The 15,265-nt window shown below is 56.5% G+C and carries 11 protein-coding genes and 2 tRNA genes; 7 read left to right on the top strand and 6 right to left on the bottom strand.

Going from position 1 to position 15,265, the window contains the following annotated elements:
• Window positions 1-125: 125 nt before the first annotated feature.
• Entirely contained in the window at window positions 126-1,310 is a 1,185-nt protein-coding gene (locus OPV09_RS07070; protein ID WP_338680959.1) for a hypothetical protein, read from the top strand.
• Between the two features lie 278 nt (window positions 1,311-1,588).
• Here OPV09_RS07070 and OPV09_RS07065 read toward each other — a convergent pair whose 3' ends face one another.
• Together OPV09_RS07065 and OPV09_RS07060 are read right to left on the bottom strand one after the other, a co-directional pair.
• A complete protein-coding gene (locus OPV09_RS07065) occupies window positions 1,589-2,530 on the bottom strand; it encodes a hypothetical protein (RefSeq protein ID WP_338680958.1) in 942 nt (313 codons plus the stop codon).
• Window positions 2,527-3,987: a hypothetical protein gene (locus OPV09_RS07060; protein ID WP_338680957.1), complete on the bottom strand. Its 1,461-nt coding sequence runs from the start codon at window positions 3,985-3,987 to the stop codon at window positions 2,527-2,529. Before OPV09_RS07060 ends, OPV09_RS07065 begins: the two co-directional genes overlap by 4 nt.
• A 1,266-nt stretch (window positions 3,988-5,253) precedes the next feature.
• Here OPV09_RS07060 and OPV09_RS07055 point away from each other — a divergent pair.
• Entirely contained in the window at window positions 5,254-5,571 is a 318-nt protein-coding gene (locus OPV09_RS07055; protein ID WP_338680956.1) for an AlpA family transcriptional regulator, read from the top strand.
• 39 nt (window positions 5,572-5,610) lie between these two features.
• Here OPV09_RS07055 and OPV09_RS07050 read toward each other — a convergent pair whose 3' ends face one another.
• The 4 genes from OPV09_RS07050 to acs form a co-directional block, all read right to left on the bottom strand.
• Complete coding sequence (locus tag OPV09_RS07050; RefSeq protein WP_338680955.1) at window positions 5,611-6,234, bottom strand: Arm DNA-binding domain-containing protein; 624 nt, start codon at window positions 6,232-6,234, stop codon at window positions 5,611-5,613.
• Between the two features lie 10 nt (window positions 6,235-6,244).
• On the bottom strand, window positions 6,245-7,534 hold the full coding sequence (locus tag OPV09_RS07045; protein WP_338680954.1) for a tyrosine-type recombinase/integrase: 1,290 nt from the start codon (window positions 7,532-7,534) through the stop codon (window positions 6,245-6,247).
• A gap of 221 nt (window positions 7,535-7,755) precedes the next feature.
• Window positions 7,756-7,846 (bottom strand) — tRNA-Ser (locus OPV09_RS07040).
• 203 nt (window positions 7,847-8,049) lie between these two features.
• On the bottom strand, window positions 8,050-10,056 hold the full coding sequence (gene acs / locus OPV09_RS07035) for an acetate--CoA ligase (protein ID WP_338680953.1): 2,007 nt from the start codon (window positions 10,054-10,056) through the stop codon (window positions 8,050-8,052).
• 307 nt (window positions 10,057-10,363) lie between these two features.
• Here acs and OPV09_RS07030 point away from each other — a divergent pair, with 307 nt between their 5' ends.
• From OPV09_RS07030 to OPV09_RS07010, 5 genes are all read left to right on the top strand, one after another.
• Window positions 10,364-10,987: a YqhA family protein gene (locus OPV09_RS07030; RefSeq protein ID WP_046685387.1), complete on the top strand. Its 624-nt coding sequence runs from the start codon at window positions 10,364-10,366 to the stop codon at window positions 10,985-10,987.
• A 71-nt stretch (window positions 10,988-11,058) separates the two neighbouring features.
• Window positions 11,059-12,600 carry a fumarate hydratase gene (locus OPV09_RS07025; protein ID WP_338680952.1) on the top strand — a complete coding sequence of 514 codons (1,542 nt, stop codon included), beginning with the start codon at window positions 11,059-11,061 and terminating at the stop codon, window positions 12,598-12,600.
• Between the two features lie 66 nt (window positions 12,601-12,666).
• Window positions 12,667-13,512, top strand: a complete 846-nt coding sequence (gene murI, locus OPV09_RS07020) for a glutamate racemase (RefSeq protein ID WP_338680951.1) — start codon at window positions 12,667-12,669, stop codon at window positions 13,510-13,512.
• A 133-nt stretch (window positions 13,513-13,645) separates the two neighbouring features.
• Window positions 13,646-13,721 (top strand) — tRNA-His (locus tag OPV09_RS07015).
• Window positions 13,722-13,902: 181 nt separating this feature from the next.
• Window positions 13,903-15,261 carry a family 43 glycosylhydrolase gene (locus OPV09_RS07010; protein WP_034760103.1) on the top strand — a complete coding sequence of 453 codons (1,359 nt, stop codon included), beginning with the start codon at window positions 13,903-13,905 and terminating at the stop codon, window positions 15,259-15,261.
• Window positions 15,262-15,265: the final 4 nt, after the last annotated feature.

Here is a 15,265-nt window from a genome sequence, read left to right as displayed (position 1 = left end):
AAAGCAAAATTCTACAAGATTGTTATATATGACTTCTGAGCAGCGCCATGTTGGAAGTTCTAGATAGAAAAGGCCGACAGCAACAACCTTCATATCTGCAATGAAAAATTATTAGGATTATCAAGATGGATAACGATGCACTAAAAAAAATTCTCAATAGCGATAATCACCATGAAGTGGCATTGAAAAAAATTCTTAATCGAAACCGGAAGTGGCGTTGCCTCTATCCCTGTTGCGCTGATAAAAGCATTTTCTCGCACGCGATCTCCAAGTCGATTTCGCTAGCACCTCTTGTCGAAAAAGGGCACCTGCAGACAATTGTTTCACGTAGAGAAAATGACATCAAGACATTGCAGTTCGGCAGTATTGGTGTCAACGACGCTACGGCCTTCAATGGCTTTTGCGAAACACACGACTCATTGTTCTCGATTCTAGATATCGAGGAAATTTCTAACGCGAGAAGCCTACTACTGCAAGCATACAGGTCAGTCATATCGGTTTGTTCCACCGAATCCAGGATCGCGGAACTGAAACATGCAAGTCTAAACGAAATGGATATCACAAGCATTATCGAAGCCCATGTCGAAGAATATCCTTGGCTGCAAGAAGAGCAAGGTAAGACTTTTTTTATGACCGAATACGCGAAAGTGGTGGAATCCGTGAGTCGACGCGCGAATCAGGTGATGCAGCTGCCAGAACAACTACTAGCAAAGCTGGAAATCATCGACGAAGTACCGTTGGATGGTTTCAGCGTTGTTTCCACAGAACAGCTTAGCCACCATATTGTCTTCCGACGCTTGGGCTTCAGGATTCCGGCAGCCTTGAACACTGTTCTCTCCATCGTCGAAGGTGGTGACATGGCCCTTGATTTCTTTTTCACTGTCATTCCATATGAGCAGTCCACATTGGTTATGGGCATCGCTCCGAAAGAGAGCAAACAGTGGCTACTGGATAGATTAATGCAGGGCTTCTCCTCCGATATTGCAGCCCTCAACCTTGTAGAGTCAATCATGTCATGTAGTAATGACTGGTACATGACTCCGTCGGTGTTGGTTGAGATGCCCACCGAAAAACGCGATGTATTCCTTCACGATTCTACATTCATTAATGAACAGCGGTTCTACGAAGACTACGATATGACCTTGTTCGACAGTTTGCGTAGGTCGATTGCGCAACAATACCCGGAACAAAAAGCAGAATTGAAACTAGACAAAATTGGCATGATCCCCCAACGGGAAAGCTACGATATACGTCAAAAAAGAATGATGGACGCACTGGTCTCGCAGACGGCAAAATTGCGTGACCTTTAACCGCATAATGGCTCTTATCACCCACAAATCATAATGGCAACGTCGGCCAAGACATTATTTGAACGATTTTAAGCTACCAACTGACTATCGATAATGGTGGCTTTTAGCTAGTTGGCCACTACCAATCGAATTCAGCAACCAGTTTCATTGCGTCGAGCCTAGGGTTAAAAATCCTTGTGCCGATGGTTCGATTCCGCCCAGGGCCACCAAGAATATCCCCATAGCCCCCCCCCTTTTTTTGACGTTGGCGTTTCATGATCAGGCGTCCCCGTGCGGCATCACCACTTGCGGCTGTCGACATACACATCCAACCGCATTTTTCCTTGGGGAATATTTTTAAACCTCATTCCCTTGTCCTCGATGGGGAAACCTAGTTGATCTTCCAACGATAGATGAAACCCCAGCTTCGTTGCGATCGTTCGCAGCCAGGCGGGGTTCTTGTCCATCTTCGCGACGCGATACGCTTCATGCAAATAATTTTGATAGCGATCGGTCAGCTGGAATGTCTGAAGCGAGTTTTGAGCGGCTACGTTACCTGAAGGGGTATCGATGAGAATTTCATACTCATCAAGAGGTAACCGAAGCGCCTTTAGCAACGGTGACCATGGCTTCCCCTCCCTAGGCCGCAGTTTGAACGTCAGCACAGCTGTATCAGCCAAAGGAAACAAGTGCGCGTTCGTCAGAACGCGCACTTCGTGCTTCATGGCCGGGCCGTTGCAATCTCCGCAGCTTGGCACTAGGTTGCCGAGCGACAGCGCAAGAAACGGATAGTCCGCTTTTGTAATGAAGTGATCCAGTTGTGGCCGATAGCCCTTGTTATCGGCGTCCTTTTTTTTCGTATCGGTAGGGACGAGATGGCAATAAGGACAAACCCTATACGGGCTGCTCGCACATAATTCGTAAGCTCTCCAGCCTATCCTGGCATCCCTGAACATGTCGTAATTGAAGACTTTGTTCAAGATGAGTTCCGCCGTCGTTCGCTCCACTGATCCGGGCGGAAACTGGGAATCGTAATCGCGGGCACTTGCGATATAGCTTCGTGTCGAAGCGCATACGATCTCGATTTCATGTTTGCGGATGAATGCGTACACCTGAGCGAGAAGAGGCGTAGGCGGGCCAACCCGGTAAAGTTTTTTCCAGGCGGCCTCCATCTTTGCACGAACGTATTGCTCATGCTTAACAGAGGCCGCGTGCCATACGTCATGGATATCGATGATCATTCGCCCTCCATCGATGACAGGATGGCTCTGCGCAGCCCTTCGTCCCCAATTTCGTCAATTAATGCATAGTCGCTCGGCTCGAGCTTCCCTTCGACAAAATTCTTACGTAGCTCCTTGATTTTGCGCGCGGCAAACTCGCCAATAGAAGCCGTACCAAAGGTGTCGAGTACAAGCGCATCAAGAGAGCTGCCAAAGGTCTTGAACTCATGATGGCGATCCTGCCCCAGGAGCTGCACCATCGGAGACGGAAAGTCACCTGAAATAATGGGTGAGTGCGTTGCTAGCAAGACCTGAAGAGAATCGTAGCGGAGATCACGTTTGATACGCTCCAGGAATGCATTCAAATGGAGTACATACTGTCGCTGCCAATCCATGTGAAGATATGCGTCCCCTTCGTCGATCAACACTAGTACGGATGTCAAGCCGCGCTTCCGCAGTCGCTCGAGTCCCAGTTCCAGCCTCGTGAATTGCTCTACAAGCGACAATAATCCGGAGCTCAGGTTTTCCCATCCTATTTCAAACGCTCCGACACTTGAGCCAAGCCGGCGCGGCGCCCCCTCGTAGTCCAGCTCCATTTCGTATCCAATCTGTTCTCTGCTGGCGATCGGATTGAGGCCTTTCGAAAGGGAAGCTCTATAAAAACTCGCTGTCGTCGAAACGAGTTTTCTGAAACCTTCAAGCTTCTGAAATGCCTGGGAGCTATCCTGGTCCCGGATTGGATTGAAAGTTGCTATCCCGATAAATTCCAGGAAAGCGCGGATCGCGTGAGGTCGCTGTTTCAAGGTCTTCGCCGAATGCTCAAGGGTAGCCAGTAGCACCACAGGCTCGTGCTCTGAGTTTTCCAGAAGGTGGAGAATCCACGATTCGATGGAATTGGCAAAAGAGCCAAGATCAGCCGTGTAGCTGATATCGCCCAACGACAACGTTTGACCTTTTACCAGCTCCAGACGGCGAGCGTCCATCACTGGATCAATCAGCTGACAGTCGGGCTCAAGCATCCTCGGAACGATCAGCCGTTGAAACACGTCATTTCGGTACGACATCCGCGCCATAAGACGTGCTTCGACTTCAAGCCTCTCAGTAACGAATCGATACTGCCGATATGAGCGGGAGCGAGACAAGTGACCGCCAAACCCGGACGCGTCAAAAAAGTGCCGGTGTGGCGAGATCGCGCGCCGATAGGGTAGCGGCGTGTAATAGACCACCCCTTGACCGGGTGGCGGATTCCTTGTGTCGTCCCCTGTCGGTTGGCCATGCTGATCCCAGCCTCGCCAATGGCCCTGGCCACCAATCTGGGTGCCTGCAGTAAGTGCCTCAGCGACGTTGATCAGCAATCGTGTCTTACCCGAGCCGTTTGCGCCAATCAAGACAGCAATAGAGTCGACACTGAAATAGCGGGGAAACTTCTGATTTGCGAGTTTGGCACGATGGCCATCGATATGAACGTATTCGATCACCTTTTCCCCTCTGGTTTTAATAGATTCCCGCCACTGTAACCGAGAGTTCCCCGGCTCAACAAGTCCTCTACGGCTTTCCGAAAGACTGCTATCCTTCATACACTAGGATCGCCGCAGGTCATACTTATGCACCAGCTCGTGAACGCACGTGCTCAACACACCACCCGCCTCAATCACCTCCGAAAATACCGTGGCATCGCTCGCATTGCTGCGGCGACGGTTGGAAGCCGCTCTTTGTCGGCTGCGCGACGCGTTTCAGCATCGTTACCTTGTGCCCCGTCTGGCCTCCGACCAGCTTGCCCTGGCAAGTTACCAGGGCCGCATGCTGTTCGCGCCCTCGGCCGCCGGGCCTCGCAGAGCAGGATACCGTTGAGTGCCGCAGGCGCGAATAAGGGATGTGAAGTTAGCTAACCGCAGGTTAGCTAACTTCACCTATCCTGCCCCGCTTCGCACAGCGACTAAACCACAAAAATCGTCGGACACAACTTCGACCAAACCATTTTTTTACAGGTACGAAAGCAAATTTAGCAGGAATGTATGCCGAAACTAGCACGGTAGTTCCGCCCTGTGCAGCGACTGAAACCCTTTAATCACCGGGTAATACCTCGGTCGAACCATTTTTTTGCAGGTACGAGAGCAGATTTAGCAGGAATGTATGCCGAAAGTAGCACGGTTGATCAGCGGCAATAGGCAGCGTCCAAGTGGGAACATTTGACATACATCTGTGCTGCCCTTGATCAATGTCAGCAACAAATTTTCATAGTCTGCTGTACGAGTACTACACGGCAATAGCGCGCTTCTCCTCTGATGGCTGCGCCTTTCCGCGTGGACAGAAAGAGCTCCCCCTGGAGGCGGTCAAAACGATTGCTGGCAGGTATTGACGGCGTGAGATGCCAGCAGTCGTATGCACTTGTGGCGGCGATACACCAACAGGATCAATGAAATCGGGGCCGCGCCAATGCATCTATGGCATGAGGAATTCGCTGTCGATTGCCCAATTTTTAGCTGCTAAAGCTTCCACGAACCCGCTCCTGTGTCCAGCCTTGATCTCACACAAAGTGCGCGGCAGGCTTGATCCAAGTGGCATGGCAGGCCGATTCTTGTTGCACCAGCGATTACGGCATTCGATACTGGACCCATGTTTTCGGAATAATGATTGCGAGCGGGTCTCGACGAAGGACGAATCGGTGGCAGGGCAAGGCCTGCCACATATGCCATTCGCCCCGGTGCTGCCGCTGGCATTTTTGGTTCACGAAGGGGGACGCCATGAAAGCAGCGACAGCCGAATACCTGAAAGAGCGCCGCGTTGAACCTCGCATGGGCGAAGAGCGCTTCATCCGCCTGGGCGAAGTGCTGGCGACCTGCGGCAAGTCGCGCAGCAGCGTTTATGCGGGCATCAAGGAAGGCACCTTCCCTCCCCCTGTCAAGCTTCAAGGACGCTCCTCTGCATGGCTCAGGAGCGAGGTGCTATGTTGGATGCAAGCGTGTATCGAGGCCAGCAGGCCTGCAAACACAGCATCCTCAATAATCGACACTTCATCAAGCGCCAAGCCATTCGCTAACAAAGGGACCAGAACCGAATGAAGCCGGGAAAGTACCGGGATACCTGCGGCATAGATAGACTCACCTCCGCCGCTGCGCCACCCTGGCATCCCTCATGGCCTCGATCAAATCATCTTCATCAATGCCCAATCCAAGGCAGCCAAAGATGATGTCGGCACAGTAGTCGTACAGCAAATCAATCACCTCTGTGCCGCGCTCCTTCTGGATTTCCTCCAGCATGATCTGCATGTCGCTTCGCACGCCTTCGTCGGCCACGACGCGGCTCAGCGCCGGGAATACAAGGCCGTGCAACCGCTCCAGCGCTTGCCTTCCAACCTGGCTTACGCAGCGCTCCACCTTTCTATCGTCCATGGCAACTGGAAGCAGGCAATGCCGCCTGACGGGCTTCGGTGGACGCATGTGGGCCGCGTCGAACTCTGTACGCGGGTCCAGCCCATCATGCAGCATCTGGCGGGCGACTGCGCGGCGGCATCGAGCAAGCGTTGGCGATACTTCCGGGTAGTGGCCGAATGTCAGGGCATTTTCCTTGCCGTCCTTCTGGCGAAATTTCATGCGCCAGACCTTCGAGCCAGTCGGCATGACTTCAACATACAGGCCGTAGCCGTCGAATAACCTGAATGGTTTGTCCCCAGGCTCTGCCTGTAACAGCTGCTGCTCTGTCAGAGGTTCAATTCGTCTTGGCATGACTGTCTCCTTAACGATGCGGCGCTGGCCACACCAGTTCCAGCGATCCATGATGGCCTGGCTGCGGCGTATCACCGCGTTCCACGGCTTCCAGATAGTCGGCCCACTCCTGCATCATCTTGCGGCGCTCCGACAGGAACTGGGCGCGGTCGTAGGCGCTGGCCACCTTGTCCTTGGGCGCGTGCGCCAGTTGGCGGTCCACCACTTCATGGCGGTAGCCCAGGCGCTCCTTGATGGTGCTCATGGCCAGCGCCCGGAAGCCGTGGCCCGTCATGCGGCCCTTGTAGCCCATGCGGGCCAGCGCCACCAGCAACGTGTTGTTGCTCAGCGGCTTGTCGTGGTCGCGCTGGTTTGGAAACAGATACGTGCTGCGGCCCGTGATGGTGTGCAGCTGGTGCAACAAGGCCAGCGCTTGGCGCGAAAGGCAGACGTGGTGATTGGTCATGTCGGGATTGACGGTCAGCTTGCCACGCTTCATGCGCTGCCAGGGAATGATCCACTCTCCCTTCTCCAGATCGACTTCGCTCCATGGCGTCTCTATCAGTTCGCTGGTGCGCACGAAGACCAGCAGCATCAGGCGCAGCGCGATGCGCGTCGGCTCGAACATGCGCGCCTCGTTGCGCGCCAGCGTGTCCAGGAAGGCGGGCAATTCATCGGCATCGATGGCGGCGAAGTGCGAAACGCGCTTGGTCTTCAGGACGTCCTTCATGTCCACCACCAGGTTGCGGTCAGCCAGACCGCACTGGATGGCGTAGCTGAATATCTGCGAGCAGACGGCCTTCAGGCGATGTGCGATCTCGGTGGCGCCGCGCGCCTCGATCTTGCGCAGCGTGGCAATCAGTTCGCGGTGCCGGATTTCCGTGATCGGCCTGTCGCCGATGCTTGGAAAAATATCGGCTTCCAGGCGCTGCAGCATGTTCTTGGCAGTGCGCTCGCTCCATGTTGGCACCTTATTCGCGTACCACTCGCGGGCGATTTTCTCGAAGGAATTGGATGCTTTTTCGGCGGCGAGCCGCCTGGCGTCGTCGCGGTACTTGCCGGGGTCGATTCCCTGCAACTGCAAGCGGCGCGCTTCCGTGCGCTTTTCACGCGCCACCATGATCGAAATTTCCGGATAAGGCCCGAAGGTCAGCGTATTCTCCTTGCCGTTCGATTGACGGAATTTCATGCGCCAGATCCGCGAACCGCTGGGCATCACTTCAACGTACAGGCCGCCGCCATCGAACAGCTTGTATGACTTTTGCCTGGGCTTGGCATTTTTAACCTGGAACTCGGTCAGGGGAGGGATAATCTTGGCCATGGCTGGTCTCCTCAGCATATGCGTCAGAAATCACTTTAGACCGGTGAATGAGGGCTTGGTTGCCAGACTTGGGGTAAGCTGATCTGTATCTAGCTCCGATTTTTGCTGGCTGCAGCTGGACAGTGCTGGACGCCAGAATACAAAAAAACCGCTTTAGCACGGGCTAAAACGGTTTTTTGTGGACGTTCTTGGACTTCCTTGAACTGGCCAATTTGTATCTTTGGCGGAGAGAGGGGGATTCGAACCCCCGATAGGCTATGAACCTATACACGCTTTCCAGGCGTGCGACTTCAACCACTCATCCACCTCTCCTGCAGGCAATGTGTCTTACTTACATTGCGTACTATTTCTCGCTTGTCGCGAAGCCGCAGATTATAGCAAAGAATCTACGGACTGCCAAAGTTATTTACCGTGGGGTAAAAGTTGCGCTTCTACAGTAACCTAGTAAAGGCTGGGGTCGGACCCTCAGGGTCCGACCCCGGATGTTGGTTTGGATTTTGGCTATCCAAGCAACATCAGGACGCTTCCTTCAGCTGATCCAGAATCGCCGGATTCTCCAGGGTCGACACATCCTGCGTAATCGTCTCGCCCTTGGCCAGCACGCGCAGCAGGCGGCGCATGATTTTGCCGGAGCGGGTTTTGGGCAGGTTGTCGCCGAAACGGATTTCCTTCGGTTTCGCGATCGGGCCAATTTCCTTGCCGACCCAGTTGCGCAGCTCCAGGGCCAGCTTCTTGGCTTCCTCGCCGGTCGGGCGCGCTTGCTTGAGCACCACGAAGGCGCAGATCGATTCGCCTGTCGTGTCGTCCGGACGGCCCACCACGGCGGCCTCGGCCACCAGCGGGTTGGCGACCAGGGCCGATTCGATTTCCATCGTGCCCATGCGGTGGCCCGACACGTTCAGGACGTCATCGATGCGGCCCGTGATCGTGAAGTAGCCCGTGTCCTTGTTGCGGATGGCGCCGTCGCCTGCCAGGTACATCTTGCCGCCCAGCTCTTCCGGGAAATAGCTGGACTTGAAACGCTCGGGATTGTTCCAGATCGTGCGGATCATTGATGGCCATGGGCGTTTCACCACCAGAATGCCGCCCTGGCCGTTCGGCACATCCTGGCCAGCTTCGTCGACGATGGCGGCCATAATGCCCGGCAATGGCAGGGTGCAGGAACCGGGCACCATCGGCGTCGCGCCAGGCAGCGGGGTGATCATGTGGCCGCCCGTTTCCGTTTGCCAGAATGTATCGACGATCGGGCATTTCTCGCCGCCGATGTTTTTGTAGTACCACATCCACGCTTCCGGATTGATTGGCTCGCCGACCGTGCCCAGCAGGCGCAAGCTCGTCAGGTCGTAGTTGCTTGGATGGACTTTCGGATCCACGTCGGCCGCCTTGATCAGCGAACGGATGGCCGTGGGGGCTGTGTAGAAAATGCTGACGTTGTGCTTCTTGATGGTTTCCCAGAAACGGCCCGCGTTCGGGTAGGTCGGGATGCCTTCGAACACCACTTGCGTGGCGCCCACGGCCATCGGGCCATACGCGATGTAGCTGTGGCCCGTCACCCAGCCGATGTCAGCCGTGCACCAGAACACGTCGTCCGGCTTGATGTCGAAGCTCCACTTCATCGTCAGCGCGGCCCACAGCAGGTAGCCGCCGCTCGAGTGCTGCACGCCCTTCGGCGTGCCCGTCGAACCGGAGGTGTAGAGAATAAACAGTGGATGCTCGGCATCGACCCATTCCGGTTCGCATTGCGCGCTCTGGCCTTCGACCAGCTCGTGCAGCCACGTGTCGCGGCCGGCTACCATCGGCAGGTCGCTGCCGGTGCGTTTATACACGATAACGTTTTTCACGGACTCGCAGCCGCCCAGCGCCAGTGCTTCATCGACGATGGATTTCAATGGCAGCTTTTTGCCGCCGCGCAATTGCTCGTCGCCTGTGATGACGGCCACGGCACCCGCGTCGATGATGCGTTCCTGCAAGGACTTGGCCGAGAAGCCGCCGAAGACGACGGAGTGGGTGGCGCCGATGCGCGCGCACGCTTGCATGGCGGCCACGCCTTCGACGGACATCGACATATAGATGATGACGCGGTCGCCCTTGGCGATACCCTTGGATTTCAGGCCGTTGGCGAACTTGCAGACTTTTTCGTGCAGTTCTTTATAGCTTGCTTTGGTGACGGTGCCGTCATCCGCTTCGAAGATGATGGCCGTCTTGTCGCCCAGGCCATTTTCGATGTTGCGGTCCAGGCAGTTGTACGACACGTTCAGCTGGCCGTCTTCGAACCATTTGTAGAATGGGGCGTTGTCTTCGTTCAGGGTGCGGGTGAACGGCTTTTTCCAGCTCAGGTTTTCGCGCGCCAGTTTGGCCCAGAAGCCTTCGTAGTCGTGTTCGGCCTCGGCCACCATGGCGCGGTAAGCGTCCATGCCGGAAATCGTTGCCTGTGCGGCAAATGCTGCCGACGGGTCAAATACGCGTGACTCTTCTGGTCCCTGCTGCTGTGTGCCCTGCCCTTGGTTCTCTGTAGCGCTCATGCTTGTCTCCAGTGTAGTAATTGTTTGCTAACACGATAGGCCCCATGTCTTACGGACGCCTTACATGTCGCGTTTATGCAGCGTTTACCCCTATCAAGGCTAACCATAAGCGCCTTCAGCAATAGGAGTCAAGGGGACGCCGTACAGTATTTTCGCTGGGAAAATGCATGGCGCACCGAAGGTTCAATACCACTTTGTGTTTCATCAAACCTAATAATCAGGAGCAAGGCCATGCGCAGTAATCAACAGCAAGTGTAAAATGTCGGGCATGCCAAAAATTGGTATTTACTCCCCCAGGAAACCCCACATGATCGACCACCTACCACCGACTACCAAGCATACCAAGCTGCATCCGCTGTCCGCCTTCATCTTCATGTCGCGCTGGCTGCAGTTGCCGCTGTACCTGGGCCTGATCCTCGCACAATGCGTGTATGTATTTCATTTCTGGGTGGAATTGTCCGACCTGATCGGCGCCGTGTTCGGCAATGATGCGGCCTTGCAGCACGTTATCAGCGCCGTGACCGTGCCTGGCGTGCCGCCTCCCGTGAAGCTGAACGAAGCGACCATCATGCTGGTGGTATTAGGCCTGATCGACGTGGTGATGATTTCGAACCTGCTGATCATGGTCATTATCGGCGGCTACGAAACCTTCGTTTCGCGCATGCACCTCGATGACCACCCAGACCAGCCGGAATGGTTGTCGCACGTAAATGCTTCCGTGCTAAAGACGAAATTGGCGATGGCCATCATCGGCATCTCGTCCATCCACCTGCTGAAGACCTTCATCAACGCCACCGCGTACGCCAAGGAACCGAATGTGGTCATCGCGCAAACGGTGATCCACATGGTCTTCATTTTGTCCGCCATGGCGATTGCCTACACCGACCGCATCATGACGGTCACCCAGAATCAAGCCAGGGCGCCCCACTAAGTTCCGGCGCTCCTATACTGATTAGCAAACAGCATCAAAGTCCTACCCTTCTTATCCACCGCGAGAACACCATGACTGTCATAAAGCAAGAAGACCTGATCGAATCCATCGCCGCAGCGTTGCAGTACATTAGCTACTACCACCCTGCTGATTACATCGAGCACCTGGCGCGCGCCTACGCGGCCGAGCAAAGCCCGGCGGCAAAAGATGCGATCGCGCAAATCCTGACCAACTCGCGCATGTGCGCGGAAGGCAAGCGTCCTATCTGCCAGGACACGGGTATCGTCAACGTCTTCCTGAAAATCGGCATGGGCGTGCGCTTCGAAGGCTTCTCCGGCACCGTCACCGACGCCGTCAACGAAGGCGTGCGCCGTGCGTACAACTTCGACGACAACAAGCTGCGCGCTTCCATCGTGGCCGACCCGCATTTCGACCGCAAGAACACCAAGGACAACACGCCAGCCGTCGTGCACATGGAACTGGTCGAAGGCAATACCGTCGACGTGAAAGTGGCTGCCAAGGGCGGCGGCTCGGAAAACAAGTCGAAGATGATCATGATGAACCCGTCCGACTCGCTGGTCGACTGGGTCATGAAGACCGTGCCGACCATGGGCGCCGGCTGGTGCCCGCCAGGCATGCTGGGCATCGGCATCGGCGGCACGGCCGAAAAAGCCATGCTGATGGCAAAAGAAGTGTTGATGGAAGACATCGACATGTTTGAGCTGAAACAACGCGGCCCACAGAACAAGCTGGAAGAACTGCGTATCGAGCTGTGCGACAAGATCAACTCGCTGGGCATCGGCGCGCAGGGCCTGGGCGGCTTGACGACCGTGCTCGACGTGAAAATCATGATGCACCCGACGCACGCCGCGTCGAAGCCCGTCGCCATGATCCCGAACTGCGCCGCCACGCGCCACGGCCACTTCGTGCTGGACGGCTCGGGTCCTGCCTACATGACGCCGCCATCGCTGTCGTCGTGGCCGGAAGTGCACTGGACGCCGGACACGGAAAAGTCCAAGCGCGTCGACCTGAACACCCTGACGAAAGAAGAAGTCGCTTCGTGGACGCCGGGCCAGACCTTGCTGCTGAACGGCAAGATGCTGACGGGCCGCGACGCCGCGCACAAGCGCATCCAGGACATGCTGGCCAAGGGCGAAGAATTGCCGGTCGACTTCAAGAACCGCGTGATCTACTACGTCGGCCCGGTCGACCCGGTACGCGACGAAGCCGTCGGCCCGGCCGGTCCGACGACCGCCACGCGCATGGACAAATTCACCGACATGATGCTGGAAAAAACGGGCCTGATCGCCATGATCGGCAAGGCCGAGCGTGGCCCCATCGCCATCGAATCGATCCAGAAGCACCAGTCGGCCTATCTGATGGCCGTGGGCGGCGCCGCCTACCTGGTGTCGAAAGCCATCAAGCACGCCAAGGTGCTGGGCTTTGCCGACATGGGCATGGAAGCGATCTACGAATTCGACGTGGTCGACATGCCGGTCACGGTGGCCGTGGACGCGAAAGGCACTTCGGTACACAACACGGGGCCGAAGGAATGGCAGGCGAAGATCGAGCAACTCAATAGCGTGAGCAAGATTCCCGTGACGGTTGTTTAAACAAGCTCTACCATTAACGCCGCGCGGCAATCAGCGCGGCGTTTTTTTTATCTACTCCGGTTTCCCATGACTTCTATTGCAAGCAATGCCCACCCTGACGCGCCCATCGGCATTTTTGACTCCGGCGTGGGCGGCCTGTCGGTGCTGCGCCATATCCGCGCGCAGCTGCCGCAGGAAGACCTGATTTACTTTGCCGATTCCGGCCATGCGCCGTATGGCGACAAGACGGAACAGCAAGTGATCGGCCGTTCACTGGCAGTGGCCGGCTATCTGCTGCAGCAAGGCGCGAAAGCACTGGTCGTCGCCTGCAACACGGCCACGATCGCCGCCATCAAGGCGCTGCGCGCGCGCTACCCGGACCTGCCCATCGTCGGCGTCGAGCCAGGCCTGAAACCGGCGGCCGCCATCAGCCGCAACGGCAAGATCGGCGTGCTGGCCACCGAGCGCACCTTGCGCGGCGACAAGCTGCTGGCCTTGCGCGAACAGGTGAGCAGCGCCACCGGCGCCACGTTCATCTTGCAGCCCTGCGTTGGCCTGGTCGAACGCATCGAACAGTCCGCAATGGGCAGCGACCCGCTCGACGCCACCAGCGCCATGCTCGACCGCTATATCGCGCCCCTGTTGGCACAAGGCGTCGATACCTTGGTGCTCGGCTGTACCCACTACCCCTTCGTGCAGGACGCCATCGCACGTACGGTACGCGCACATACGCAAGAACAGATTACCCTGGTCGACACCGGGGAAGCCGTGGCGCGCCAGCTGGCCCGCCTGCTCGACGCTGCCAGCCTGCGCCGCAGCGGCAACGACGCGCCACAGCTGCAGGGCTACACGACGGCCAAGGTCGAAGCCCTGGCGCAAGCCTTCGCCGGTTTGCTGGACTTGCACCCACCGGTCGAACACCTGTCCGTATGAGGGAAAACAGGCGTTTTCATGCAATCTTTCGATTCTTTAAAAAAGACTGCATTTAGATTTGCCACTTTGCCGAGTTCTTTGTATAATTCGGCACCTGTTCAGCAAAACAGCTAAACAGGTAAGTAAGACAGTGGTGGCTGTAGCTCAGTTGGTAGAGTCCAGGATTGTGATTCCTGTTGTCGTGGGTTCGAGCCCCATCAGCCACCCCACAGAATAAAGAAGAGCCCGGTTTCCGAACCGGGCTTTTTCTATTCCGGCGCCCGTTTTATCTCTCCTCAGATACCGGCCCCGGTATCGCTTCCTGCAAAAAATTCATTAGTGCAAATTTGACCATCGCCCTACTCTGGGGTGCGGCCTGGACCGCCCCATAAAAACAGTACGGAGACAACGATGAAGCAAATCCTGGCAGCACTGTGCCTGATGTTCTGCGCCCATGCGCAAGCGATCAACCTGACGGGCGTGCCCAACGCGCACGATCCCGGCACTCTCACGCGCGACGGCGACACGTATTTCAATTTCACGACGGGCGACGGCATCTGGTATTCCACCTCGACGGACCTGCTGAAATGGTCAGCCGGCCCCGCGCCCGTGTTCAGCACGCCGCCTGCCTGGATCGCCAACAAAATCCCCAATTTCAGCGGCTCATACTGGGCGCCCGACGTGATCCACATGAACGGCTACTATTATCTGTATTACTCGGTCTCCACCTTCGGCACGTCCGTGTCGGCCATCGGCGTGGCCCGTTCCGCCTCGCTGAAAAACCCGAGCTGGACGGACCTGGGCATCGTCGTGCAATCGTATGGGGGCGGCGCGGAAATCAATGCCATCGACCCGGCCCTGTTCCGCGATTATGACGGCAAGGTTTACATGTCGTATGGCTCGTTTTTCGGCGGCATCGGCGTGACGGAAATCAACCAGACCACGGGCAAGACGAGCGGCAACGTGACGACCATCCTCGGTGGCGGCGGCAAGGATATCGAAGCGCCTTACATCACGCGCGACGGCGAGTACTACTATCTGTTCGTCAACCGCGGCAAATGCTGCCAGGGCGCCGCCAGTACGTATTACGTGGAAGTGCAGCGCGCCAGCAGCGTGACAGGGCCGTACAGCGGCACGCGCACGGTGCTGCCCAACCTCGACGGCAAGTACAAGGGCCCGGGCCATATCGGCGTACTCAAGCAGGATGGCTGCAACTACACCTCGATCCACTACTACGACGTCAACGACAATGGCGCGGCCAAGCTCGATATTTTAAAGATGACGTATGACAGCGGCTGGCCCAGCCTGACGCGCAATTTCTCCATCGCCAGCTGCGGCGGCATCTCGGATGGACCCACGGTGCTGCGCTCGCGCCTGAGCGGCAAGGCGCTGGCTGTGGCGGGCGCCGGCACGGCGAATGGCGCGCTAGTGCAGCAGCAAACGTATACGGGGGCAAAACACCAGCAATGGTATGTGGTGGGACACGGCGATGGCTACTACAGCCTGATCAATGCGAACAGCCTGCTGGGTCTGGACGACTACAACAACTCGACCACGGCCGGCACGAATATCGCGCAATGGAACTACTGGGGCGGACTGGGCCAGCAATGGCGCTTCGCCAGCCCCGCTGCCGGCTACCAGACGATCAGCAACCGCTACAGCAACCTGACCCTGGACGTCTTAAATCTGAGCACGGCGGAAAACGCGCAGATCATCCAGTGGAATCTGACCAATGCGAACAATCAGCAGTGGTCGCTGAGCCGGCCGTAGGTCA

The sequence above is a fragment of the Janthinobacterium sp. TB1-E2 genome, assembly GCF_036885605.1.
Lineage (GTDB): Bacteria > Pseudomonadota > Gammaproteobacteria > Burkholderiales > Burkholderiaceae_D > Janthinobacterium > Janthinobacterium aestuarii.
The sequence above is the reverse complement of the archived record's forward strand: the minus strand, read 5'-3'. Positions and strand labels throughout refer to the sequence as shown.